At 65.0% G+C, this 22,914-nt stretch carries 16 protein-coding genes; 3 read left to right on the top strand and 13 right to left on the bottom strand.

Annotation, left to right across the window (positions count from 1 at the left end):
• Positions 1–16: 16 nt before the first annotated feature.
• Positions 17–769 (top strand): isoprenylcysteine carboxylmethyltransferase family protein, encoded by a 753-nt coding sequence (locus L5876_RS06790; protein WP_236955395.1) that lies wholly within the window; start codon positions 17–19, stop codon positions 767–769.
• A gap of 72 nt (positions 770–841) precedes the next feature.
• On the opposite strand, the gene L5876_RS06785 is transcribed toward L5876_RS06790, so the two are convergent.
• The 4 genes from L5876_RS06785 to glpK all read right to left on the bottom strand — a co-directional run bounded on the left by L5876_RS06785 (position 842) and on the right by glpK (position 7,724).
• Complete coding sequence (locus tag L5876_RS06785) at positions 842–4,498, bottom strand: M1 family aminopeptidase (protein ID WP_236955393.1); 3,657 nt, start codon at positions 4,496–4,498, stop codon at positions 842–844.
• Between the two features lie 23 nt (positions 4,499–4,521).
• Positions 4,522–5,409, bottom strand: coding sequence for an ABC transporter ATP-binding protein (locus L5876_RS06780; RefSeq protein WP_236955391.1), 888 nt, complete (start codon positions 5,407–5,409; stop codon positions 4,522–4,524).
• A 422-nt stretch (positions 5,410–5,831) separates the two neighbouring features.
• Positions 5,832–6,149 carry a hypothetical protein gene (locus tag L5876_RS06775; protein WP_236955389.1) on the bottom strand — a complete coding sequence of 106 codons (318 nt, stop codon included), beginning with the start codon at positions 6,147–6,149 and terminating at the stop codon, positions 5,832–5,834.
• Between the two features lie 93 nt (positions 6,150–6,242).
• Positions 6,243–7,724 (bottom strand): glycerol kinase GlpK, encoded by a 1,482-nt coding sequence (glpK, locus tag L5876_RS06770; protein WP_236955388.1) that lies wholly within the window; start codon positions 7,722–7,724, stop codon positions 6,243–6,245.
• Between the two features lie 90 nt (positions 7,725–7,814).
• Here glpK and L5876_RS06765 point away from each other — a divergent pair, with 90 nt between their 5' ends.
• Positions 7,815–8,744: an alpha/beta hydrolase gene (locus L5876_RS06765; RefSeq protein ID WP_236955386.1), complete on the top strand. Its 930-nt coding sequence runs from the start codon at positions 7,815–7,817 to the stop codon at positions 8,742–8,744.
• Between the two features lie 295 nt (positions 8,745–9,039).
• Here the strand turns inward: L5876_RS06765 and L5876_RS06760 are convergent, their stop codons facing one another.
• The 9 genes from L5876_RS06760 to L5876_RS06720 all read right to left on the bottom strand — a co-directional run bounded on the left by L5876_RS06760 (position 9,040) and on the right by L5876_RS06720 (position 20,676).
• The gene (locus L5876_RS06760; RefSeq protein WP_236955384.1) at positions 9,040–9,528 is read right to left on the bottom strand and encodes a pyridoxamine 5'-phosphate oxidase family protein; all 489 of its coding nucleotides are present in this window, start codon (positions 9,526–9,528) and stop codon (positions 9,040–9,042) included.
• 237 nt (positions 9,529–9,765) lie between these two features.
• The gene (locus L5876_RS06755) at positions 9,766–10,968 is read right to left on the bottom strand and encodes an acetyl-CoA C-acyltransferase (protein WP_236955382.1); all 1,203 of its coding nucleotides are present in this window, start codon (positions 10,966–10,968) and stop codon (positions 9,766–9,768) included.
• Between the two features lie 72 nt (positions 10,969–11,040).
• Positions 11,041–11,958: an SDR family NAD(P)-dependent oxidoreductase gene (locus tag L5876_RS06750; protein ID WP_236955380.1), complete on the bottom strand. Its 918-nt coding sequence runs from the start codon at positions 11,956–11,958 to the stop codon at positions 11,041–11,043.
• Between the two features lie 255 nt (positions 11,959–12,213).
• Positions 12,214–12,894, bottom strand: a complete 681-nt coding sequence (locus L5876_RS06745) for a sulfite oxidase heme-binding subunit YedZ (RefSeq protein WP_236955378.1) — start codon at positions 12,892–12,894, stop codon at positions 12,214–12,216.
• A 5-nt stretch (positions 12,895–12,899) separates the two neighbouring features.
• Entirely contained in the window at positions 12,900–13,883 is a 984-nt protein-coding gene (msrP, locus tag L5876_RS06740; RefSeq protein WP_236955376.1) for a protein-methionine-sulfoxide reductase catalytic subunit MsrP, read from the bottom strand.
• Positions 13,884–14,000: 117 nt separating this feature from the next.
• Entirely contained in the window at positions 14,001–15,191 is a 1,191-nt protein-coding gene (locus tag L5876_RS06735; RefSeq protein WP_236955375.1) for an efflux RND transporter periplasmic adaptor subunit, read from the bottom strand.
• 9 nt (positions 15,192–15,200) lie between these two features.
• The gene (locus L5876_RS06730) at positions 15,201–17,585 is read right to left on the bottom strand and encodes an FtsX-like permease family protein (RefSeq protein ID WP_236955374.1); all 2,385 of its coding nucleotides are present in this window, start codon (positions 17,583–17,585) and stop codon (positions 15,201–15,203) included.
• Positions 17,582–18,313 carry an ABC transporter ATP-binding protein gene (locus L5876_RS06725; RefSeq protein WP_236955373.1) on the bottom strand — a complete coding sequence of 244 codons (732 nt, stop codon included), beginning with the start codon at positions 18,311–18,313 and terminating at the stop codon, positions 17,582–17,584. The genes L5876_RS06730 and L5876_RS06725 overlap by 4 nt, the downstream gene beginning before the upstream one ends.
• Positions 18,314–18,438: 125 nt before the next feature.
• A complete protein-coding gene (locus L5876_RS06720; protein ID WP_236955372.1) occupies positions 18,439–20,676 on the bottom strand; it encodes a M3 family metallopeptidase in 2,238 nt (745 codons plus the stop codon).
• 165 nt (positions 20,677–20,841) lie between these two features.
• Here L5876_RS06720 and L5876_RS06715 point away from each other — a divergent pair, with 165 nt between their 5' ends.
• Positions 20,842–22,653, top strand: a complete 1,812-nt coding sequence (locus L5876_RS06715; protein WP_236955371.1) for an ABC-F family ATP-binding cassette domain-containing protein — start codon at positions 20,842–20,844, stop codon at positions 22,651–22,653.
• The last annotated feature ends 261 nt before the right edge of the window (positions 22,654–22,914 follow it).

Genomic DNA, 22,914 nt, shown 5'->3' with positions numbered 1-22,914 from the left:
GTACCGGACCTCACCCATGAAAAAGACCTTCACCCTGCTCTATGCCGGGATCGCCTATGTGCTCGGCCTGGCGAACATCGCCTATATCGTGGCCTTCCTTGCCGATTTCGGGACGGCCTGGGGCCTCCCGAAGACCATCGCGTCCGGAGATTTGGAAGCCAGTCTCTGGCAGGCCATTCTCATCGATGCCCTTCTCGTCGCCGCGTTCGGCCTGCATCACTCGGTCACGGCGCGCACCGCCTTCAAGGCCTGGTGGACGCGTTTCGTCCCTGCGCATCTTGAACGCGCCACCTATCTCTACATGACAGCGGGCATGACCATGATCCTCGTGGGCTTCTGGCAGCCCATCCCGATCACGATCTGGCAGGTCGAGACCGGCTGGGCCGTCGCCGCGATCATTGCCGCCTACCTGTCGGTCTGGGCGATGATGTTCCTCGCCACCTTCCATTTCGGGCATTTCAGCTTCTTCGGCCTGGCTCAGGCCTGGCGCCGGATCCGCGAAACGCCCCCGCCGGGCGCGTCATTCACCGCGCGCTATCTCTATGCGCTGGTGCGCCACCCGATCAGTCTCGGCTGGATGCTCACGCCGTGGCTGACCCCGCATCTGACCGTCGGGCACGCCGTCTTCGGCCTGTCAGCAATGGCCTACATACTCGTCGCCACGCATTTCGAGGAAGCCGACCTGATCGGCGAATTCGGCGACCGATACCGGCGTTACCGGCGCGAGGTCCCTGCCTTCCTGCCGACCGCGGGAAAGCGCCGGAACTGACCTCGAGAAACCAAGCCGGCCCGGAATCCGCTTCCGGGCCGGTTGGTTCAGTCTCACGCGAAGCGGGGCATCCTACTCCGACGCAGCCTCCTCGCCGCCGCCGGTGTCGTCCGCGGCGTCATCGCCAGCCTCGGCCTCGTCGCGGATCCAGTCCACGCTGACCAGGTTGTCGTTGATGTCGCGGTCGATCAGCTTGTTGTACGGGTCGATGCCGGCATAGAGCGGGCGCTCCCCGCTCGTCCGGATCACGAACTCCATCTCGCTTTCGTTCACCTGCCGGCGTTCGAAATAGAGGATGTGATCCGTGCCCTCGATCGCGCCTTCGAGATTGCGGCGGAACAGGCCGATATCGATGCCGTAATCAATCGGCGCCTCGGTCTCCTCGCCCTGGCCATCGGCATAGAATTTGTACGCCGCGACCTGGATCGTCGTCTCCCACTCGCCCTCGGCCACTTCCCGCGTCTCGGCGCTGGTGACCTCGAGATCGAACAGCGTGATGCGCTCGAAGAAGTCGGCGATGACCTCTTCCCATTCCGGGCCGGCCTCTTCCCGCAGGATGCGCAGGAAGTCGACGGAGCGGGCATAGGGCTCGCTCTGGTACTGGAATTCGGTGATCAGGCGCTGCATCGCCCGGTTCACCACGTCCTCGCCGAGATAGTCCTGCAGCGCGTACATGATCACCGCACCCTTGCGGTAATGGATGTGCGGCTGGTTCTCGACCAGGTAGAGCGGAAGCTCTTCGCGGGTCTCGTTGCTGCGCGCCGACAGGTAGGTATCGAGCTCGTAGCGCAGGAAGCGCCGCATCTGGTCCTCGCCATACTCCTGCTTCATCAGCATCAGCGCGGAGTATTGCGCGAACGTCTCGACCAGCATCGTGCCGCCCTGAACGTTGGCGCTCATCACCTGGTGGGCCCACCACTGGTGCGCCGCCTCGTGTGCGGTGACGTAGTAGACATAGTCGATATTGTCCGCGTCCCGCAGATCGGCGGTGAAGCCGATACTCTCCGAATAGGCGATCGTGTTCGGGAAGGACTGTGCGAAGCTCGCATAGGCCGGGAATTCGAACATCCGGTACTGGCGGTACTGGTACGGGCTGAAGATCTCCGAGAAATAGGCGATCGAGTCCTGTGCCGCCTGCATCATGCGGTCGACATTCCAGTCATGCGGACCGTGATAGAAGACTTGGAACAGAACGCCGTCCTGTTCCGCCTCGAGCAGCGTGTACTCCGCCGACATCCAGTTGAAGAAGTTCAGGATCGGCACGTCCATGACGTATTCGAAATAGCGCCGGTCGCCCTCGGTCCATTCCCGCGCGAGATAGCCGGGCGCGACCGCGATCTGGTCGGCGCTGGTCGACACGGTGGTGCGGAAATTCACGAAATCCGCGTCCTGCCGGATGGCGTTGGCGTCCCAGTGCTCGGCATCCTCGATGTCGAAGGCGCGCTCCAGATCGGGCAGACCCTGACGCCGGCGGACTTCCGGGTCCTGGATCAGGGATCCGCGGCTGAAACCGATCACCGGCGCAAACTCGCCATTGTTGAAGAAGGTACCGTTGTAATTGACCGTGGAGACATTGCCCCCGTTGGCGAAACCGGGCGTGTCGACGACCGTCTCGAAACGAAGTTCGCGGCGTTCGCCGGGTTGCATCGGCACGGTCAGCGTGAAGGCATGGAGATTGGCATAGTCGTCGCGCAATTCCCCGTCCGCGCCTTCCAGCGTGTGCGACACGACATTGTCCGTGCCGTAGGACACCCAGACCACCGGGATTTCGCCATCGGTCTGGTTTTCGAGGACATAGGTGCCGGATGCCGTATAGCTCCGGTCATCGGGGTAGATGTCCACATCGACCGAGACGTCGGTGATCGTCGGCTGGGCCACACCCTCCAGCTGGTCGCGCCATTCCCGCTCGAACGCCGCCGCGCGGCGCTCGCCTTCCGGTCCCGGCACGAATTCGTTGAGGATGGTCGTGTTGTAGAAGATCCAGCCCCCGGTCACGATCGCGACCAGTGCGGACACCGCCGCCAGCCCAGCCGACCCGGCCGAGAACGAACGCGGAAGCGCTGCGAGACGCTGCCAGATCGGCGCGGCAGCGCCGCGATTCCACAGCGCAAAGGCCAGCGCGAACAGGAAGAGCGAGACGCCGCCCCAATACAGGTGCCACCACATCTGGATGCCGAGGAAATGACCGTATCCGTTCATGTCGGTATACGGGCTCGGCGAGATGAAGGGCACGAGATAGAGGCCGTGCGACAGGCCGATATTCGGCAGCACGAAGGCCGTCACGATGAACAGCACGCCCATCGCCAGGATGCCCAGCCATTTGTTGTTGGTCAGGACCTGCAGGAAGATCGCGATCGCCGACAGGAAGGTCAGCGGAATGATCAGGTCGACAAACGACCGGATCACATACTGGTCGAACTCGATGTTGAAGTAGCCGCGAATGACCTGGGTCGCGATCACCGTCAGGACGGCGGCAAAGATCAGACCCGTCAGCACCACGAACATGGCGCTCAGCTTGGCGGTCATGAACACCCAGCTCGGCGTCGGTGCCGCATCGACGATGTCGGAGAAGCGGACCGCCTTCTCGCGCCAGACGACTTCCGAGGCATAGTAGATCACGACGATGATCGGGATGATGGCGAAGGCGCCGATCATCGCGTCGATCATGATGCGGGTCAGCGGATAGCTCGGCGTGCCGTAGAGCGACGCCAGCAGGAAGCTGCCGCCGACCACGTTCAATATGCCAAAGGCCAACAACACCCAGAAGGCGACGTTGAACACCACGCCCTTGACCTCGAACCCGACCCGGGCGCGAAGCTGGCGCCAGGACGCCATGCCGCCCAGCGTCGGCTGCGAGACCGGCAATTCGATATGCGCCGGCACGAAGGGCGCCTCGACGCGCTTGGCCGCCTTGCGGCCCGCGCCGATGGCGCGCCGCTTGCGGAAGGAGAACAGGAAGAGGTTCGCCACGAACAGCACGGCGGACACGCCGAGCCACAGGACACGGTTCCACAGCAATTCATCGCGCAGCGGGACGATCAGCGTATTCTGTTCGGCCGGCGTCCACTCGCGCACGATCTCGCCAAAGGCATTGCCGCCGAACGGATCGGCCAGGGCCACGATGTCGCGGTATTGCGGCTCGTTGGCGAAGACGTTGCCGACGACCCAGAGGATGAACAGGCCGACCAGCGTGACCCAGGTCGCCACCAGCGATTTCGACAGGTTGGCGACCGTGAACATGATCATGCCCGCGATCATCAGGTTGGGCAGACCGATGATCAGATACGGCCAGAAATAGTTCATGAAGCTGTTGGGCCCGAGCGTTTCCGGGTCCAGCCACGGCATCAGCGAACCGATGAAGATGGCCAGCGGGACGCTGGCAAAGGCGAGCGCGGTGATCAGGTATCCGCCGATGAAGCGGCCGACGAGGTAATCGAATTCGCGCACCCGCGTCGTGTAGAACAATTCCTCCGTCTTGAAGCTGGAATCCCGGAGAATCCCCGAGACCAGGAAGACGGTCGGAATGAACATCCCGAACAGCGAGAAGATGAAGATGTTGATCGTGATCGCGAAGGGCGAGTTCACATTGACGAGATTGGTCGACCCGATCTGGATCTGGTCGATCGTCACCCCGCCGAACACCAGCAGGAAATAGATCGCGAAGATCGCGATGAAGGCGGGCGACAGGATCTGATAGCGGATTTCGAATCCGGTGATTTTACCGAGCATGACGTAACTCCTCCGGGCCGGCTCTAGGCCGCCGCCGCTTCGGATTGCCCGGCGGAAATGGTGGAGAAGTAGACGTCTTCGAGATCGGGCGTCACAGCTTCGAAACCGTCACCCGGATCGCTGTCGGCGACCACGTGGATCAGCACCTCTCCCTGCGTCAGCCGGGTGGAGATGACATTGTGGCGCGCCCTGTGCTCTGGCAGGTCGGACTTGCCGATCCGCTTCACCCAGACCCGGCCCTTCAGCCCGGCGACGAGCTCGGAAGGCGAGCCCTGCGCAACGATCTGACCGCGATTCATGATCGCCATCAGCGGGCAGAGGTCGGACACGTCTTCCACGATATGCGTCGACAGGATGACGACGACATTCTCGCCGATTTCCGACAGCAAATTGTGGAAGCGGTTGCGCTCTTCCGGGTCGAGGCCGGCGGTCGGTTCGTCGACGATGATCAGTTGCGGATCGCCGATCAGCGCCTGGGCGATGCCGAAGCGCTGGCGCATGCCGCCGGAATAGCTGGCGACGGACTTGCCGGCGACCTTGGTCAGATTGGTCTGTTCCAGGAGGCCGTCGACGATGCGCTTGCGCTCGCGGCCATGGGTGATCCCCTTCAGGATGGCGAGGTGATCGAGCAGGGCCCGGGCCGACATGCGCGGATAGACACCGAAATCCTGCGGCAGATAGCCCAGCTGGGCTCGCAGGAGCATCGGTTCCTTCAGAACGTCGATATCGCCGAAGGTGATCGACCCGCGGTCGGCATTCTGCAGCGTCGCGATCGTCCGCATCAGACTGGACTTGCCCGCGCCGTTCGGGCCGAGCAGGCCGAACATCCCCTTGGGAATGCTCAGCGAAACGTCGTCGAGCGCACGCACGCCATTGCCATAGGTCTTCGACAGGTTCTGGATTTCCAGCATATTCCCTCGCCGCGGGTCCGTTGACGGCCCGCGCCCCTCATTCGTGTTCGTCCGCCGCGAAGCCTACGCCGCGCGATCCTCACTCACAAATGAAGCTCACGAAAGGATTGGCCGGTAGGGGGACAGTCCGCACGGGCGTCCCGCCTCTGTCCTGCCCCCTCCCCTTGAAGGGGAGGGACGCGAGCGGCGACCTTCAGGTCGACGGGAGCGGGGTGGGGTGACGTTCAGCCCACCTTTGCGAGTGCGAGATCCTGTTTTTCTTCCCCTCGCCCCCTTTAGGGGGAGAGGGGTCAGGGGTGAGGGGGTCAGTGTCCTCACTTTGATTTCGGAGCAGAACCCCTCATCCGCCCTTCGGGCACCTTCTCCCCTTAAAAAAGGGGAGAAGGGAAAGATTTGGCGGTCAGCCTGGATCGATCGCGTCTCTAAAACCCGCTGTTCAGCGCCGGCTTGCGGCCATGGCGGCGGCGGAAGGCCTCGATCAGCTTTTCGGCCTGGTCGTTCGGGAAGGGCGTTTCGGCAAAGGAAAACGCGCTCGCCTTGGCAATGCGCACCTGTGCGTTCACTTCGATTTCACGCTGATACTCGGTCCGCAGATTGTTCGCCGCGCCGATATAGACGACCGAATTCGGGTCGTTGGCGTCGGCCAGCAGCTTGTACACGCCCGCACCGTAGGGAATGCGATTCTCATAAAGCTTCGAAAGCTGGAAGGGTCCCTTCCAGGATAACAGGCTTTGCATCATCGCGGCGTGCGTCTCCCCGTGTCCGGCATGTTCCGGTGCGCGTCCTAGGCCGGAAGAATTAAAAGGAAGTTTGGACGCCTGCCACAGGCAACCTCAGCGCGACCGCACACGCCCCACCGCTTCGGCCCAGACTGCATTGCGGCGCTCCCGCTCAGCGGATGCCATCTCCGGCGCGAACGCCCGGTCGGCGCGCCACAGCGCCCGACCGTCCTCTATGCTTCGGAACATGCCCGCGCCCAGAGCTGCGAGGAAGGCCGCGCCCCAGGCGGTCGTTTCGGTATTGACCGGCCGGACCACTTCCACGCCGGTCAGGTCGGCAAGGCGTTGCAGGAAGCGGTCATTGGCCGCCATGCCGCCATCGACCTTGAGGCTGACCGTCTTCATCCCGTCCCCCGCCATCGCCGTCAGGAGATCGCCGGTCTGGAAGGCAGTCGAATCGAGGGCAGCCTGAGCGATCTCGGCCCGGCCCGCCCCGCGCGTCAGCCCGAGGATCGCGCCGCGCGCGTCCGCGTCCCACCACGGCGCGCCGAGCCCGGTGAAGGCCGGCACCAGGACCACCTCGCTGTCCGGATCCGCGGATCGGGCCAGCGCCTCGATCTCGCTGGCTTTGGAAAACAGCCCCAGCCCGTCGCGCAGCCATTGCACTGTTGCCCCGGCCGACAGGACCGAGCCCTCCATCGCATAGGCCGTCTCACCCCCGATCCGGTAGGCGATGGTGGACAGAAGCCGGTTCTGCGACGCGACCATCTCGGTCCCGGTATTGAGCAGCAGGAAGGCCCCCGTGCCATAGGTCGATTTCGCCTCGCCCGGCGCAAAGCAGGCCTGGCCGATCGCCGCCGCCTGCTGGTCCCCCGCAATGCCGGTGAGCGGAATCTCCTCGCCCAGCACCTTTTTCGAGATCCTGCCGAACGCTCCCGCGCAGTCGCGCACCTCGGGCAGGCCGCGGGCGGGCACGTCGAAGGTCTCCAGCAGCCCCTCGTCCCAGCGCCCGGCTTTCAGGTCGTAGAGCGAGGTCCGGCTGGCATTGGTCGCGTCGGTCGCATGCACCTTGCCGCCAGTCAGCCGCCACAACAGGAAGCTGTCGACCGTGCCGAAGCATAATTCGCCCTTGCGCGCCCGCTCGCGTGCGCCGTCCACCTGGTCCAGAATCCAGGCGAATTTCGTCGCCGAGAAATAGGGGTCAAGCACAAGCCCGGTCTTCGCCGCGACCTCCGGCCTGGCTCCGCACGCTTCGATCTCCCGGCAGCGTTCCGCCGTGCGCCGGTCCTGCCAGACAATGGCATTGTGAATTGCCTGCCCGGACTTGCGGTCCCAGACGATGGCCGTCTCGCGCTGGTTGGTGATGCCGGCACAGGCCGCGCGCCAGCCTGCCTTGCGCCCGGCCTTCAGCGCGTCGCGCGCGGTCGAGATCACCGTCGCCCAGATCACTTCCGCATCGTGTTCCACCCAGCCGGGGCGGGGATAGATTTGCGCAAATTCCTGTTGTGCGAGTGCGATCACATCGCCCTCGGGCGAGAACAGGATCGCGCGCGAACTCGTCGTGCCCTGGTCGATGGCCAGAATACCGTCCTTCACCGCCTTCCTCCCCGCGCGATTTGCGCTAACCTGCCGTCAAAGACCGGGCTTTTCCAGTCCGGCGAGGCGGGGATATCCGGGGGGATCGTCATGGCGGCTGGCTGGCAACGGCAGAATTTCAATTCGCCGACGGGCGCGGTGCTCGCGCTTTACGAAACGCCGCCGGCCGCCCCGGTGAAAGGCATCGTCCACATCAATCACGGCCTTGCCGAGCATGCCGCGCGCTATGCGCCCTTTGCGGAATTCCTCGCCGGGCGCGGTTACCACGTCGCGGCACAGGACCATCGCGGGCATGGCCATACCACCGCGAAGGATGGCGGCGCGCGCCTGTTCGCGAAACGGGATGGCTGGAAGAAGGTCACCCGGGATACGGCGGCGGTGAACGCGCACCTGCGCGCGCAGCATCCCGGCAAGCCGGTCTTCATATTCGGCCACTCCATGGGCGGGACGGTGGCGATGAACCACGTCATGCGCCATCCGGACACGGTCGCCGGCGCGGCGATCTGGAATGCGAACTTCGTGTCCGGCGGTCTCGCCGGCGTGATGAAGCTGGTCCTTTTTTTCAACGGTCTGGGCGGCGCGTCAAAGCCCGCCGGTACGATTGATGCCCTCACCTTCAAGGCGTGGGACAAGGCGTTTCGCAAGGAACGCCCGGCATTCGGCTGGCTGTCGCGCGACCTTTCCGTCGTCGACGCCTATGTCGCCGACCCCTTATGCGGCTGGCCAGCCAGCGTCTCGCTCTGGCGGGATTTCCTCAAGGGCATGGAGTACGCGTCAAACGATGCGAATTTCGCATCCGTCCGCAAGGACATGCCTTTCCACCTGATCGGCGGCGGCGAAGACCCGGCGACCGATGGCGGTAAGGCCACCCTGAAAATGGCGGATCGCCTGCGGAAGGCCAGCTTCACCGATGTCAGCGTCGATGTGCTGGAAGGCTTCCGCCACGAAACCCTCAACGAGATTGGCGCCGAGGCCGAAATGGCCAGATTCACCGATTGGCTGGATGCGCGGGTGGGGTAGAAGCCCTTCCCCTCCCCTTGAAGGGGAGGGACGCGAGCGGCTTCCGTCGGGAAGACGGGAGCGGGGTGGGGTGAGCTTGAAACAAATCTTGCTGGGGTTCCCGCGAAAGCGGGAATCTGAAGCCGGGCGCCAACTTCAGGTCCCCATTTTCATGGGGACCCCAGAACCATCTTGATTGACGTCTCCCGGACGGCGAAGCCGGTCCGGGATCCAGACTGGACCCCGGTCTTCGCTACGCGAAACCGGGGAGCGTCTGAGAAAGGTCGTTGAAATACCCCCACCCGGTCGGCAGGCCTCACATCGCGGTCTCGATATGCTTTTCGCGCGCGTCGTCCTTGTCGATCTCGCCGCCGAAAATCATCTTGAACAGGCCCGCGACATCCATGTCGGCGAGCCACATTTCCGCGTCGATCAGGTCGAATTTCAGCACTTCGAGATGCGGGTCGGTCTTGCCGCCCTCGAACCAGGCGTCGACCGCCTTCGACCAGAACTTGTCGCGGACGTCGTGGTCCTTGATCGGTATCAGACGCCCGCGCAGGCAGGCGAAGAAGTCGTGGCCCTTCGACGCGAACTGCGCCATCGCCTCGACGCCGCCCTGCCCGAGATTTTCCGCCAGGCGATTGTCCTTGGTCGTGAAGAAAAAGAGCTGGTTGGGGTAATCGTCGTCGAACTGCGCCGTCATCGGCACGCTGTGCGCGCCTTGCGCGGGAATGCCGAGCATCACGAAGGGGCTGTCGTCGAGCTCATTCCAGAACTTGGCGATAATGTCGCAACGGTCGGTCATGTCGGCACTCCTCACTGTTTCGGGGGATACCCGGTCAACGCGGAGAGTGCGGGCGGTGTTCCGCTTGAAGACCCCTCACCCTCCCCAACCTTCGCCTTCGACTCAGGCCGGGTCCCCTCCCTTCGACCCGCGGAAAGCTCCACTGGAGCTTTCCGTCTTCGGGCCAAAGCCCTTTCGGGAGAGGGAAAGACGGGCGGCCCTGAAAGGGACGCGCGTCAGGGTGAGGGGGAAGTGAAGCTAGTACACCTCGAACAGACCGGCCGCGCCCATGCCGCCGCCGACGCACATCGTGCACACGACGTATTTCGCGCCGCGGCGCTTGCCCTCGATCAGGGCGTGGCCGACCATGCGCGCGCCCGACATGCCATAGGGGTGACCGACCGAGATCGCGCCGCCATTGACGTTGAGGTTCTCGTTCGGGATGCCCAGCTTGTCGCGGCAATAGAGGACCTGAACCGCGAACGCTTCATTGAGCTCCCACAGGCCGATATCGTCCATCTTCAGGCCGTTGGCCTTGAGGAGTTTCGGCACTGCGAAGACCGGGCCGATGCCCATCTCGTCGGGATCCGTACCGGCCACCGCGATACCGCGATAGGCGCCGAGCGGTTTGAGGCCGCGCTTCTCCGCTTCCTTCGCTTCCATCAGCACGCTGGCCGAAGCGCCGTCCGACAGCTGGCTCGCATTGCCCGCCGTGATGAATTGGCCTGCCTTGATCTTCTGGCCGCCGCCAAAGACCGGCTTCAGGCTCTGCAGGCCTTCGAGCGTCGTTTCCGGCCGGTTGCCCTCGTCCTTCTCAAGCAGCGTGTCGACGATGGAGATTTCCTTCGTCTCCTTGTTCATCACGCCCATTTTCGAGGCGAGCGGCACGATCTCGTCGTCGAACTTGCCCGCCGCCTGCGCCGCCGCCGTCCGCTGCTGGCTTTGCAGCGCATACTCGTCCTGTGCCTCGCGGGAGATGCCATAACGCTCGCCGACAACCTCGGCGGTTTCCAGCATCGACATGTAGATGGCGGGAACATGTTCGTTGAGCCAGGGGTCGAAGGCGCGGTGGATATTCATGTGTTCGTTCTGCACGAGCGAGATGGATTCCAGCCCCCCGCCGACCGTCACCGTCATGCCGTCGGAGATGATCTGCTTGGCCGCGACCGAGATCGCCATCATGCCCGAGGCGCACTGGCGGTCGACCGTCATGCCCGCCACCGTCACCGGCAGCCCGCCACGCACCAGGCATTGCCGCGCCGTGTTCTGGAAGGTCGAGCCCTGCTGCATTGCCGCGCCCATGATGACGTCGTCGATTTCCTTCGGGTCGACGCCTGAACGTTCAACGGCGTGCTTGATGGCGTGACCGCCCAGCTCCTGCGCCTGGGTGTTGTTGAACGCGCCGCGATAGGCGCGGCCGATCGGCGTGCGGGCGGTGGAGACGATGACAGCTTCGCGCATGGCGGGCTCCTTTTGAATATCAGGTATGGCACTTCACCGCCGGGTGGCGCGAAGATCAAGCCACGGATTTGATCAGCCGAGTTTCACGCCGAAATGGTCCGCCGCATAGGCGAGGAATTTCAGCGTCTGGCCCGACCCGTCGGTCAGCTCCTGCTGGCCTTCGGGCGCGGTAATCCGCTCGATATGCTCGGCCACCTTGTCGGGTGTCTGGTCTTCCGGCTTCAGGTAGACGCCCGGCGTTTCGTAGATCTTCGCCGCGGCATAGCCGCCCGCCCCGGCCGCCAGGATGGTCCGCTTCGGCGCGTCCTCACTGACGAGATAGACGAGGCCGGCCGAGACGCTTTCCGGCGTCATCAGTTCGAGCGCGGCTTCCGGGATCAGGCCCTCCGTCATGCGGGTATGGGCGGTCGGCGACAGCGTGTTGACCCGGATGTCGTATTTCGCGCCCTCGATCTGCAGAACATTCATCAGCCCGACGAGTCCCATCTTCGCCGCGCCATAGTTCGACTGGCCGAAATTCCCGTAGATGCCGGACGAGGACGACGTCATCGCGATGCGCCCGTAATTGCGCTCCTTCATGTGATCCCACACCGCCTTGGTGCAGATCATCGAGCCCATCAGGTGCACGTCGACGACGAGGCGGAAATCCTCTTCGGTCATTTTCGAGAACGACTTGTCGCGCAATATGCCGGCATTGTTCACGAGGATGTCGACCGCGCCGAATTTCGCGATCGCTGTCTCGACCATGTCGGCGACCTCATCGGCCTTGGTCACGTTCGCGCCGTGCGCCATCGCCTTGCCGCCCTTGTCCTCGATCTCCTTCACGACCTGCTCGGCCGCAGACAGCGACGCGCCTTCGCCATGCACGCTGCCGCCGAGATCATTGACCACGACATTGCAGCCGCGCTCGGCCAGCATCAGCGCATGGCTGCGCCCCAGACCATTGCCCGCGCCCGTGACGATGGCGGTGCGTCCGTCGAACCGGATCATGACTGTCTCCCCTCGTGAGTTCCGCTGGCGGGAAACCTAGCGGGTCAGGCCGGAGAGGCCAGTGGGTAAATGCGGCTGCTGCCACGACATCCCTTCTCCCCTTTTGAAGGGGAGAAGGTGCCCGCTTGGCCCCGCGAAAGCGGGGCAAGGGCGGATGAGGGGTTCTGCTCCGAAATTGCGGTGAGTGGCTGTCCCCCTCACCCGGCGCTTCGCGCCATCCTCTCCCCCTAAAGGGGGCGAGGGGAAAGGGTCGGCTCAAGCCGTGCCGGTGACCTGCCGGAGCCGCGTGCGGAAGGACGAATCCGGCCGGCTGATCCCCCGCCACGCCCGGTAACCGAGCAGGAGGGCGATCACCGCGCCATGGACCCACGGCCCCATCTGGTTGCCCTTCACCATGAAGCCGTAGTGGAACACCGCCAGCACGGCGATCGGATAGACCAGCGTGTGCAGCCGCCGCCAGGCCAGCGCACCCATGCGCCTGATCATCGCATTGTTCGAAGTGACCGCGAGCGGGATCAGCAACACGAAGGCAGCCATCCCGAGCGTGATGTAGATGCGCTCGACCACGTCCTCCCACAGGCCCGGGAGCGAGCCGCACAGATCGAAGGCGAGATAGGCCGTCACGTGGAGCAACGCGTAGAAGAAGGCGGCGAGCCCGATGCGCCGCCGCACCTGGATGATCGGCGCCCATTTCGTCAGGTCGCGAAAGGGCGTGACCATCAGCGAGACGATCAGCACGCGAAGCGCCGTATCGCCGAGGAAATGGTGCGTGCGTGCCACCGGGTCGAAGCCCAGCGCCGTCGGGTTGAAGGTGAAGACCTGCACCCACAGCCAGATCAGCCACAGCCCGGGGATCAACAGCGCGATCAGGGTGAGCGGCTTCAGCCAGTGCTTGGCGAAGCTTCGCAGGGCGGGCGAACGTTGCGCGGCAGCCATGGCGGTCAGTAGTTTTCCGCCAGATCCATCCCGGCATACATCGACGCCACTTCGTCGGCATAACCGTTGAACATGTCGGTATCGCGCCGCGCGAACGGACCGGCCCCGATCACGCGCTCGCTCGCCTGGCTCCAGCGCGGGTGGTCGACGTTCGGATTGACGTTGGAATAGAAGCCGTACTCGTTCGGCGCCGACCGGTTCCAGCTCGTCGGCGGCTGCTCCGACACGAAGGAAATCCGCACGATCGACTTGATCGACTTGAAGCCGTACTTCCATGGCACGACGAGGCGGATCGGGGCGCCATTCTGGTTCGGCAGCACCCGGTCATAGAGCCCGACCGCCAGGATCGTCAGCGGATTCATCGCCTCGTCCATGCGCAGCCCTTCCACATAGGGCCAGTCGAGCACCGGGAAGGGCCCGATCCGCATTTCCTCGCGGTTGAAATAGGTCTCGAACGCAACGTATCGCGCGTCCGATGTCGGCCGGAAGCTCTCCAGGATCGGCCCCAGCGGCACGCCGATCCACGGGATCACCATCGACCACGCCTCGACGCAGCGCAGGCGGTAGATCCGCTCTTCCAGCGCGTTGAAGTCGATCAGGTCGTCGATCCCGAACCTGCCGGTGCGCTCGGCATGGCCGGTCACCTCGATCGACCACGGGTCGGTCGTCATCCGGTCGGCATAGCGCGCCGGATCGGTCTTCGACGTGCCGAATTCGTAGAAATTGTTGTAGCCGGTCACCGCATCCAGCGAGGTCAGGTCGCCGTCGGGGGGCCGGTAGTCCGTCTCGCGCGCGGTCAGGTTGCCGTCCGCCGGCATCGCGCCGCGCCCGGCACCGGTTTGTGCCTCCTCCGCAGAACACGCGCCCGCCGTCAGGCTGACGGCGGCGGCCCCGCCCGCGGCCATGATGGCGCGGCGGTTGAGATAGAGATGCTCCGGCGTGACGTCGTTCTCGGTCAGGTGCCAGGATTTGCGGGACTTGATCAGCATGGGCGGCCTCGCTGTGTCGCGATTTCGACGGACCCTATACCCATCTAGAGCGTTCGTCCGCCCCGCCAACGCGGGCGTGACCGGGTTTCAAGCCTTCGTGTGCGGGCGTGAGCAATGTCATCGCGCCGTGACACTGATACCGTCACTCACGGTTTCACCGGGATAGAGGACCACCGTTTCCCCGCCCGTGAGACCGGACAGGATTTCCGCGACCTCGCCATTGTCGTGACCGACTTCGACCGGCGTCAGCCGAGCCCGTCCGCCCTCGACGATGAACAGCGCCCAGCCGCCTTCATGGCGGAACAGCGCCGGCACCGGCACCTGCAGCACATCCGCGCCCGACCAGGTCTCGATCGCCGCCTCGACCCGGAAACCATGACCGAGCCGGCGCCACTCCTCCTGCGGATCGACGAGATCGACGATCACATTGACGCGCTGCTCCTCGACACCCAGCGCCGAAATCTTGAGAAAGCCATAGGGTTCGACGCGCCTGACACGGCCGCGCAAGGGCCGGGCCCCATCGCCCCAGTCGGTGATCAGCGCTGCGGCGCCCTCGCTCACCTGCACCGCGTCGGTGGAGAGCAGTTCGACCACAATTTCCAGATCGGCCGGATTGCCGATCTCCATCATCGGCGCTCCCGCAGCGACCGGGCTCTCGCTTTCCTGCAGCACCTGCAGGACGAGCCCGCTTGCCGGCGCCTCGATTTCGACGACCTCGTTCTCCCCGTCGACATGATCGGGCTGCAGGCGGGCCTGAGCCGCCTCCAGTTCGGCGTCGCGCATCCGCACTCCGGCCTGCGCCGAGTTGTAGGCCGCCTGCGCCCGCCTGAAGTCGAGCCGGACCCGGTCGAGCGCGCCTTGCGAGGCGACCCCGCCCGCGTGCAGCGCCTCGATGCGGTTGAAGTCGGCCTGCGCGAAATTCAGTGCGGCGAGCGCGCTCGCCGCTTCCGCGCTGGCAAAGGACAGGGCCGCTTCCGCGGAACGCACCGCCGCACGCGCCTCGGATTCGCTGCGCGCATCGAGCAGCGCCGGCTGGCTCGGCAGAAGCCGCGCCACCGTCTCGCCGGCCTCGACCGCGTCGCCGGACTCGCGTTCCACGCGGAGCAGTCGACCCGATACGGGAGCAGACACGACATAGACGTCGCGCACCCGAGAACGCCCTTCATCGCGCACGGCAACGCTCATCGGCCCGCGCACCACGTCCGCCAGGTCGACCAGCACCGGCCGGGGCCAGAAGGCGAAGACCATGAGCGCTAGGATGACCAGTCCGGCTCCGGCCCAGAACAGATTGCGGAAACGAAGACGCATGACGGATTCCTACTCGCGTGCTTTGAGCACCGCCACAAGGTCGAGGTGATCGAGGCGCGCACGCACGATCAGTCCCGACAGGGCGGTCGTTACGAGAATGACGGCCGCGGCGAAACCATAGGTCGCCGGGTGGATGATGAAGGGCAGACGGAACAGGTCCGAACTCATGGCCTCGGCGAAATACCAGGCCAGCCCGGTGCCGAGCAGACCGCCAGCCGGCAACGCGATCAGGGTCAGAATGCCGATTTCACCGAGCAGGATGTAGGACACCTCCGCCCGGGTGAAGCCGAGCACGCGCAGGGTCGCGAATTCATGCGCGCTTTCCGACAGGGAGATGCGCACGCTGTTGTAGATCACGCCGATCGCGATCAGGCCGGCAAAACCGGTATAGAGCCAGATGGCCACGCCCATGCTTTCGTCCATGAGCGCCCTGAAATTGCGTTCTGCCACACTCTGCAGCGACACGCCCGCGACACCCGGGGCTGACTTCAGGGCGGTGTAGAGCCGGTCGACCGCGTCGCCGTCTGCGACGAGATGCGCCCCGGAAACGACCTCCCCTTCACCCAGCAGTGCATTGAGATCACCCAGTTCCATCTGGACGCCGGAACCGATCAGCGTGGTGACGACTGCGGCCACGGGCAGTTCCAGGACGGGGCGCCGGCCCTCGGTGATTTCGACCCTGATGCGGTCACCGGCTTCCACGCCCAGCGTCGCGGCCAGATCGCCCGAAAGTACCAGCCCGCCCGGTGGGGTCTCCACACCCCGTCCGTCCGCGCCGATCATTCGCGACAGGGCCGCGCCGCGCGTCACCCCCATCATCGCCGCCCGTTCCTCGGCCGGACCATGATACAGCCGGACCGCCACCGAACGGAACGGTTCGGCGGCCAGGACACCCGGGAGCCGCGCCACCTCGTGAAACGCGGAACGCTGGCGCGGTTCGACGAAACTCACGGTCACGTCCTGCCGGTTGGATTGATCGAAATAGCTCGAAACCATCGCCTCCATGGCATCGGTGAAATAGAGCGTCCCGACCAGAAGCGCGCCGGACATCGCCACACCCGCCAGGGTGAAGCCCGCCCGGCCCGGCCACTGGACAAGCCGCCGCAGGATCATGCGCGAGGGCTGGTCGAGCAGCGTCAACCGCGTCAGCCCCATCCCCGCCGTCCGCGAGTAATCCGGTGGCGGAGGCGGTTGCATGGCGACGGCCGGATGCAGGGCCGCGGCACGCCGTGCGGCAAGGATCGCACCGCCGCCGACAGCCGCGACGGTGATCGCCAATGCGAGCAGATAGACGCGCGGATTGGCGGTGAAGACGAGGAAGGGGAAGTGGTAATAGTCCGTATAAAGACCGGCCATCAGCCGGCCGAGCCACACCCCGGCTCCGCCGCCGATCGCGAGACCCAGGACGCCGATCAGCCCGGCGAATTTCAGATAGTGCGCCATCACGTCCCGGTCGCGATAGCCGAACGCCTTCATCAGGCCGATCTCGGCCCGTTCCGTCGCCACGAGGCGCGACAGCACGACATTCACCAGGAAAGCCGCCACGGCGAGAAAGATGGGCGGCAGAATCCGGCCCATCGTCGACAATTGTTCGATCTCGCTCGACACGAAGGCATCCGAAATCTGGTCGTCGCGGCCATAGGCGCCCGGCGCGCCATAAGGGTCGAGCAAGCGATCGAGACGGTCGATCACCGGTGCCGCATCCTGTCCGGGCATCAGCCGCACGATGGCCTCGTTGAACGCGCCGTCCTGATCCACCGCCTCGCCCAGCGCATCGCGGCTCATCCAGATCACGCCATAGAGACGCGGGTCGGGCACGATCTGACCCGGCGCGATCGTGTAGACATGTTCCGGCGACAGAGCCCGGCCGACCACCGTCAGTTCGCTGCGCCCGCCGCGGATCGTCGCGCTCAGCGTGTCGCCGATCTCCAGCCCGTGCGCCGCAGCGAAGCTGTCGATCACGACCGCCTCGCCGCGCTGGCCCGGCCGCGGCAGCCGGCCTTCCATCAGGTAGAGCTGGTTGACCAAGGGTTCGCGCCCGTCCGGCAAGGAGATCGCCTCACCGGAGGCCGGCTCGGACATGCCGGGAATGTCGAACAATAGCGGCGCGCGTATCCGCGTCTCGGCCGCCTGCACCCCCTCGATGCGGCGAATGTCGGCGGCCAGCGCGTCCGGGGCACGGACCACCGGGGCCCAGATGTCGGCAAATCGATAGCGCTCGTAATAGGCACGCCGCGTCTCGGTAAGCGAATCGAGCATGCCCGCAGAAATCAGGAACACTGACACACCGCCGGCAATGACACAGGCAATCGCCAGCGCCTGCCCTTTCATGGCCCACAAGTCCCGCGCCAGCTTGCGGTCGAGCGGGGAGAGAAGGCGCAGCAGCCACGTCACCAGCTGAGCTCCGAGGGATCGACCCTGTGCTCGTTCGTGCGCACCTCGCCGATCCGCCCGTCGGAAAAGGTGATGACGCGGTGGGCCATCGCCGCCACGCCCGCATTGTGCGTGATCACCAGCGTCGTAGCGCCGAGCGTTTCGTTGACCTGTTTCAAGGCCTGCAGCACGCGAATGCCCGTGGCGCTGTCGAGCGCGCCGGTCGGCTCGTCGCAGAGCAGGACGGAAGGGCGTTTCGCGATGGCCCGTGCGATCGCGACGCGCTGCTGTTCACCGCCGGACAATTGCGCCGGGAAATGGTCGAGCCGGTTCTCCAGCCCCACCATGCCGAGCGCTTCCTCGGCCTTCATCGGATTGTCGGCGATCTCGGTCACCAGCTGGACATTCTCCCGCGCCGTGAGGCTGGGCATCAGATTGTAGAACTGGAACACGAAGCCGACATGCCGCCGGCGGTAGAGCGTCAGTGCGGCCGGATTGGCTGCACTCAATTCATGGTCCCGGAACCAGACCTCGCCATCACTGGCCGCGTCGAGCCCGCCGAGAATGTTCAGGAGTGTCGACTTGCCCGATCCCGACGGCCCGAGCAGCACGACCAGTTCGCCTTCCGGCAGATCGAGATCGACACCGCGAAGGGCATGCACGGCATTTTCGCCACTGCCATAGACCTTGGTCAGGCCGCGCGTTCTGAAACAGGGCGCTGTCGACGTCTGCCGTTCAGCCGGGGTCATCCTTCCCTCCACAAGAAAGAGCCTAGCGAAGCCGGTCGCCGCCCGATAGGCGCGCAAGGGTCGCACCGGACACGAAAAGGGGCGCCCGAAGGCGCCCCTGATCCGTTTGAGGAGGGAAGACGGCGTTACTCGCTGTCGCCCTCGCCCTCATTCTGGTTGTCCTCGCCCGGCACCGGGAAGCCGCGGTCGCGCATCAGCGGCGCGATATCGGCATCGCGGCCGCGGAATTCGCGGTAGGCCACGGCCGGATCGATCGCGTTACGCGGGGCGAAGAGATACTGCACCATGCGCTCGGCGATGTCCTGGTCGTAGAAACCGCCCGGCGCTTCGGCGAAAGCCTCCGCCGCGTCCGAGGTCAGCACGTCGGCCCACATATATCCGTAATATCCGGCCGAATAGCCTTCACCGGAGAAGATGTGTCCGAAATGCGGGCTGCGGTGACGCATCGGCAGCTCGTCCGGCATGCCGAGGCGTTCCAGCGTCTCGCGCTCGAACGCGTCCGGGTCGATCCCGGTCGGGTCGGTCGTGTGGTAGTACATGTCGACCAGTGCCGAGGCGAGATACTCGGTCGTCGCGAAGCCCTGATTGAAGGTCGAGGCGGCGCGGATCCGCTCCACCAGCGCGTCCGGGATCGGCTCGCCGGTTTCGGCGTGAACCAGATAATTCTCGATCACCGGATCGGTCAGAACCCAGCGCTCCAGCAGCTGCGACTGGAATTCGGTGTAGTCCCGCACACCGCCATTCAGCGTCGGATAGGCGACGTTGGACGACAGGTAGTGCAGCGCGTGACCCATCTCGTGGAAGAAGGTCGTCGCGTCGTCGAACGAGATCAGCACCGGTTCGCCCGGCGCGCCTTCGACGAAGTTCGAATTGTTGGTCGCGAGGACGTTTTCCGGCCCGTCGAACGTGGTGTGGCCGCGGAAACCGCTGGCCCACGCGCCCGAACGCTTCCCGGTCCGCGCGAACGGATCGAGATACCACAGGCCGATATTCTCGCCCGTGTCCCGGTCGGTCACTTCCCAGACGCGCACGTCTTCGTGCCAGACCGGAACGCTGCCGTCCGTGATCTCGGCGAAGGCAAAGCCGAACAGCTCGCCAGAGACGTAGAACATCGCCTCGCGAAGATTGTCGAGCTGCAGGTATTGCTTCACCTCGTCGCTATCGAGGTCGTAGCGCTCCTGCCGGACCTGCTCCATGTAGAAGCGGTAGTCCCAGGGCTCGATCGTGATGTTCGCACCCTGCGCATCGGCCAGGGCCTGCATCTCGGCGACTTCTTCCTCGACGCGGGCAATGGCCGCCGGCCACACCGCTTCCATCAGCTCCAGCGCGCGCTCCGGCGTCTGGGCCATGCGGTCTTCGAGGCGCCACTGGGCATAATTTTCATAGCCGAGCAGTTCGACGCGCTCGTCGCGCAGTTGCAGGATTTCCGCGATGATCGCGTTGTTGTCGTACTCGTCGGCATTGTCGCCGCGATTGTAGTAGGTCCGCCAGACTTCCTCGCGCAGTTCGCGCTCGTCGGAGAAGGTCAGGAAGGGATCCATCGAGGAGCGGGTGTTGGTGATGGCATACTCGCCCTCACGTCCGCGCTCGGCCGCCGCGGCGGCAGCTGCATTGATGAAGGATTGCGGCAGGCCCGACAGCTGGTCCTCGGTCAGATAGGTGACATAGGCTTCCTCGTCGTGCAGCACGTTGTTGGCGAAGGTCGTGTGCAGTTCTGCCAGGCGCGCATTGATCGCGGCATAGCGTTCCGCCGCCTCGCCTTCCAGCGTCGCGCCATTGCGCGCGAAACCGTCATAGACCAGCGTCACGAGACGCTGCTGGTCGGGGCGCAGATCGGCGACTTCATCCGAATTGCGGACGGCCGCGATGCGCTCGAACAGGGCGGCATTCTGCGTGATTTCCGAATTGTAGGCCGACAGGCGCGGCGCCATGCGCTGTTGGATCGCGCGGAATTCCGGCGACGACATGTTCGACGACCAGATGCCGTAATAGCTGAACACGCGGCCGATCGGATCACCGGCGCGTTCCATCGCCACGATCGTGTTCTCGAAGGTCGGCGGTTCCGGATTGTTGGCGATCGCCTCGATCTCGGCGAGGTGAGCGGCCATGCCGGCTTCGAGCGCGGCTTCGAGATCATCGAGCGAGGCGGCGTTGAAATCCGGAACGCCCTGATAGGGGCCGGTCCATTCGGCGAGCAGCGGGTTGTTTTCCATCTGCGCCTCGACGTCCTCGGCGCTCATCCAGGACAGGCTGGCCTGCGTCATCGCGGCTTCGTCCTCTTGCATCGTGTAGGCCGCCTGCGCTGCCGGAACGGCAACCAGAATGGCGGCAAGGCTCGCGCCTGCGGTCAGAAACTTTTTCATGAGGGCTACTCTTCTCCCCGAGTGGATTGGCTGGCGCGGAGACTATCCGCGCGCATGGACGGGTCAAAGCCGGATCACCCGCCTCTGACCGAAGTTTAATCTTCGAAGTGGGAACGCAGACGCCGGATGACAAGTTCGGCGGCTGACTGTAAGCCTCCGCGCCGCATGGCCCCGCCCCTACTCACGCTGCAGAATATCGCCCTCACCTTCGGGGGGCGCCCGCTGTTGACCGACGCCTCGATGAGTGTCGAGCCGGGCGAACGCCTGTGCCTCGTTGGCCGCAACGGGTCGGGCAAGTCGACGCTCTTGAAGATCGCCGCCGGCCAGATCGAGGCCGATGACGGCGAACGCTTCATCCATCCCGGCGCGACCCTGCGCTATCTGCCCCAGGAACCCGACCTCTCGGCCTGCCGCACCGTCTGGGACTATGCCGCTGCGGGACTGGAGGAAGGCGACGACACCTGGCGCGTCGGCTATCTGCTTGAGCACCTCTCGCTTGACGGCGACCTTTCGACAGCGAACCTCTCGGGGGGCGAAGCCCGCCGCGCGGCGCTCGCGCGGACCCTGGCACCCCAGCCCGACATTCTCCTGCTCGACGAGCCAACCAACCATCTCGACCTGCCGGCCATCGAATGGCTGGAAGGCGAGCTGGCCTCCCTTTCCAGCGCGCTGGTCCTGATCAGCCACGACCGCCGCTTCCTGTCGAACCTGTCGCGCCGCACGCTGTGGATCGACCGCGGCGAGACGCGCCTGCTCGACAAGGGCTTTGCCGCCTTCGAAGCCTGGCGCGACGAAGTCTTCGAACAGGAACAGGTCGACCTTCAGAAGCTCGACCGGAAAATCGTGCGGGAAGAGGACTGGCTGCGCTACGGCGTGACCGCCCGGCGCAAGCGCAATGTCCGCCGCCTTGCTGAACTGCACGACCTCCGCCGCCAGCGCCGCGACCATCGCGGGCCGCAAGGGCAGGCGAAGATCACGGTCACCGACGCCGATGCCTCCGGCAAGCGCGTGATCGAGGCGAAACACATCTCGAAGAGTTATGACGGCCGGCCGATCGTGTCGGATTTTTCCACCCGGATCGCGCGCGGGCATTGTGTCGGCATTGTCGGCCCGAACGGCGCGGGCAAGACGACCCTGCTCAACATGCTGATCGGCGAGCTGAAGCCCGATACGGGCGAGATCATCCTCGGCACCAATCTCGAACTCGCCAGCCTCGATCAGAAGCGCGCCGCGCTGAAACCCGGCTGGACACTCGCCGATGCGCTCACCCAGGGCGGCGGCGACCGGGTCGAGGTCGGCGGCCAGGTCAAGCACGTCATGGCCTATATGCAGGACTTCCTCTTCCGCCCGGAACAGGCCCGCACCCCGGTCGACGTCCTGTCCGGCGGTGAGCGCGCCCGCCTGATGCTTGCCCGCGCGCTGGCCCTGCCCTCGAACCTTCTCGTGCTCGACGAGCCGACCAACGATCTCGATCTCGAAACCCTCGACCTGCTCGAAGGCCTGATCGCCGACTATGCCGGGACGGTCCTGCTCGTCACCCACGACCGGGATTTCCTCGACCGGGTGGCGACCAGCGTCATCATGTCGGAAGGCAATGGCGTCTGGCGCGAATACGCCGGGGGCTATTCCGACATGCTGGCCCAGCGCGGCGCGGGCGTGGAAAGCGTGAAGAAGGACGCGCCCAAAGCTGCGCCGAAGACGGACAAGACCTCGGCCGCGGCCACATCCGGTGCGCCGAAGAAGCGCATGCCGAACAAGGAAAAATACGAGCTCGAAGCGCTGCCCGGCGAGATGGACAAGCTGCAGGCGAAGATCGCGAAGCTCGAACCCGAACTCGCCGATCCGAACCTCTACGCGAAGGATCCGAAACGTTTCAACGCCCTCTCCGCCGAGCTGGCCGACGCACAGGCGCGCCTCTCCGCCGCCGAGGACCGATGGCTGGAACTGGAAGCGCTGCGCGAGGAGCTGGAGGGTTAGAACGTTCTACCCTCCCCTTGAAGGGGAGGGACGCAAGCGGCGACCTTCAGGTCGACGGGCGCGGGGTGGGGTGACGTAGCCGTCGTATTCACCGGGTTTCCTGGGCAGGCAGGAAACCAGACTGGATCCCTGCCTTCGTGTTGTGTCCCGTGAGATTGTTGAGGCGCTGAGCGGGGCTTTCGTAATCGAGACATCGCAGGCGGGTCTGGTTGTAGTTTCGGACGAAGTCGAGGATGTAGCGGTTTCGCTCCTCGTGGGTGT

Origin of the sequence: Hyphobacterium sp. SN044, assembly GCF_021864465.1 — a bacterium.
In the GTDB taxonomy this organism is placed as follows: Bacteria; Pseudomonadota; Alphaproteobacteria; order Caulobacterales; family Maricaulaceae; genus Hyphobacterium.
Note: the sequence above shows the minus strand (reverse complement) of the source record. Positions and strands in the feature narration are given on the sequence as shown.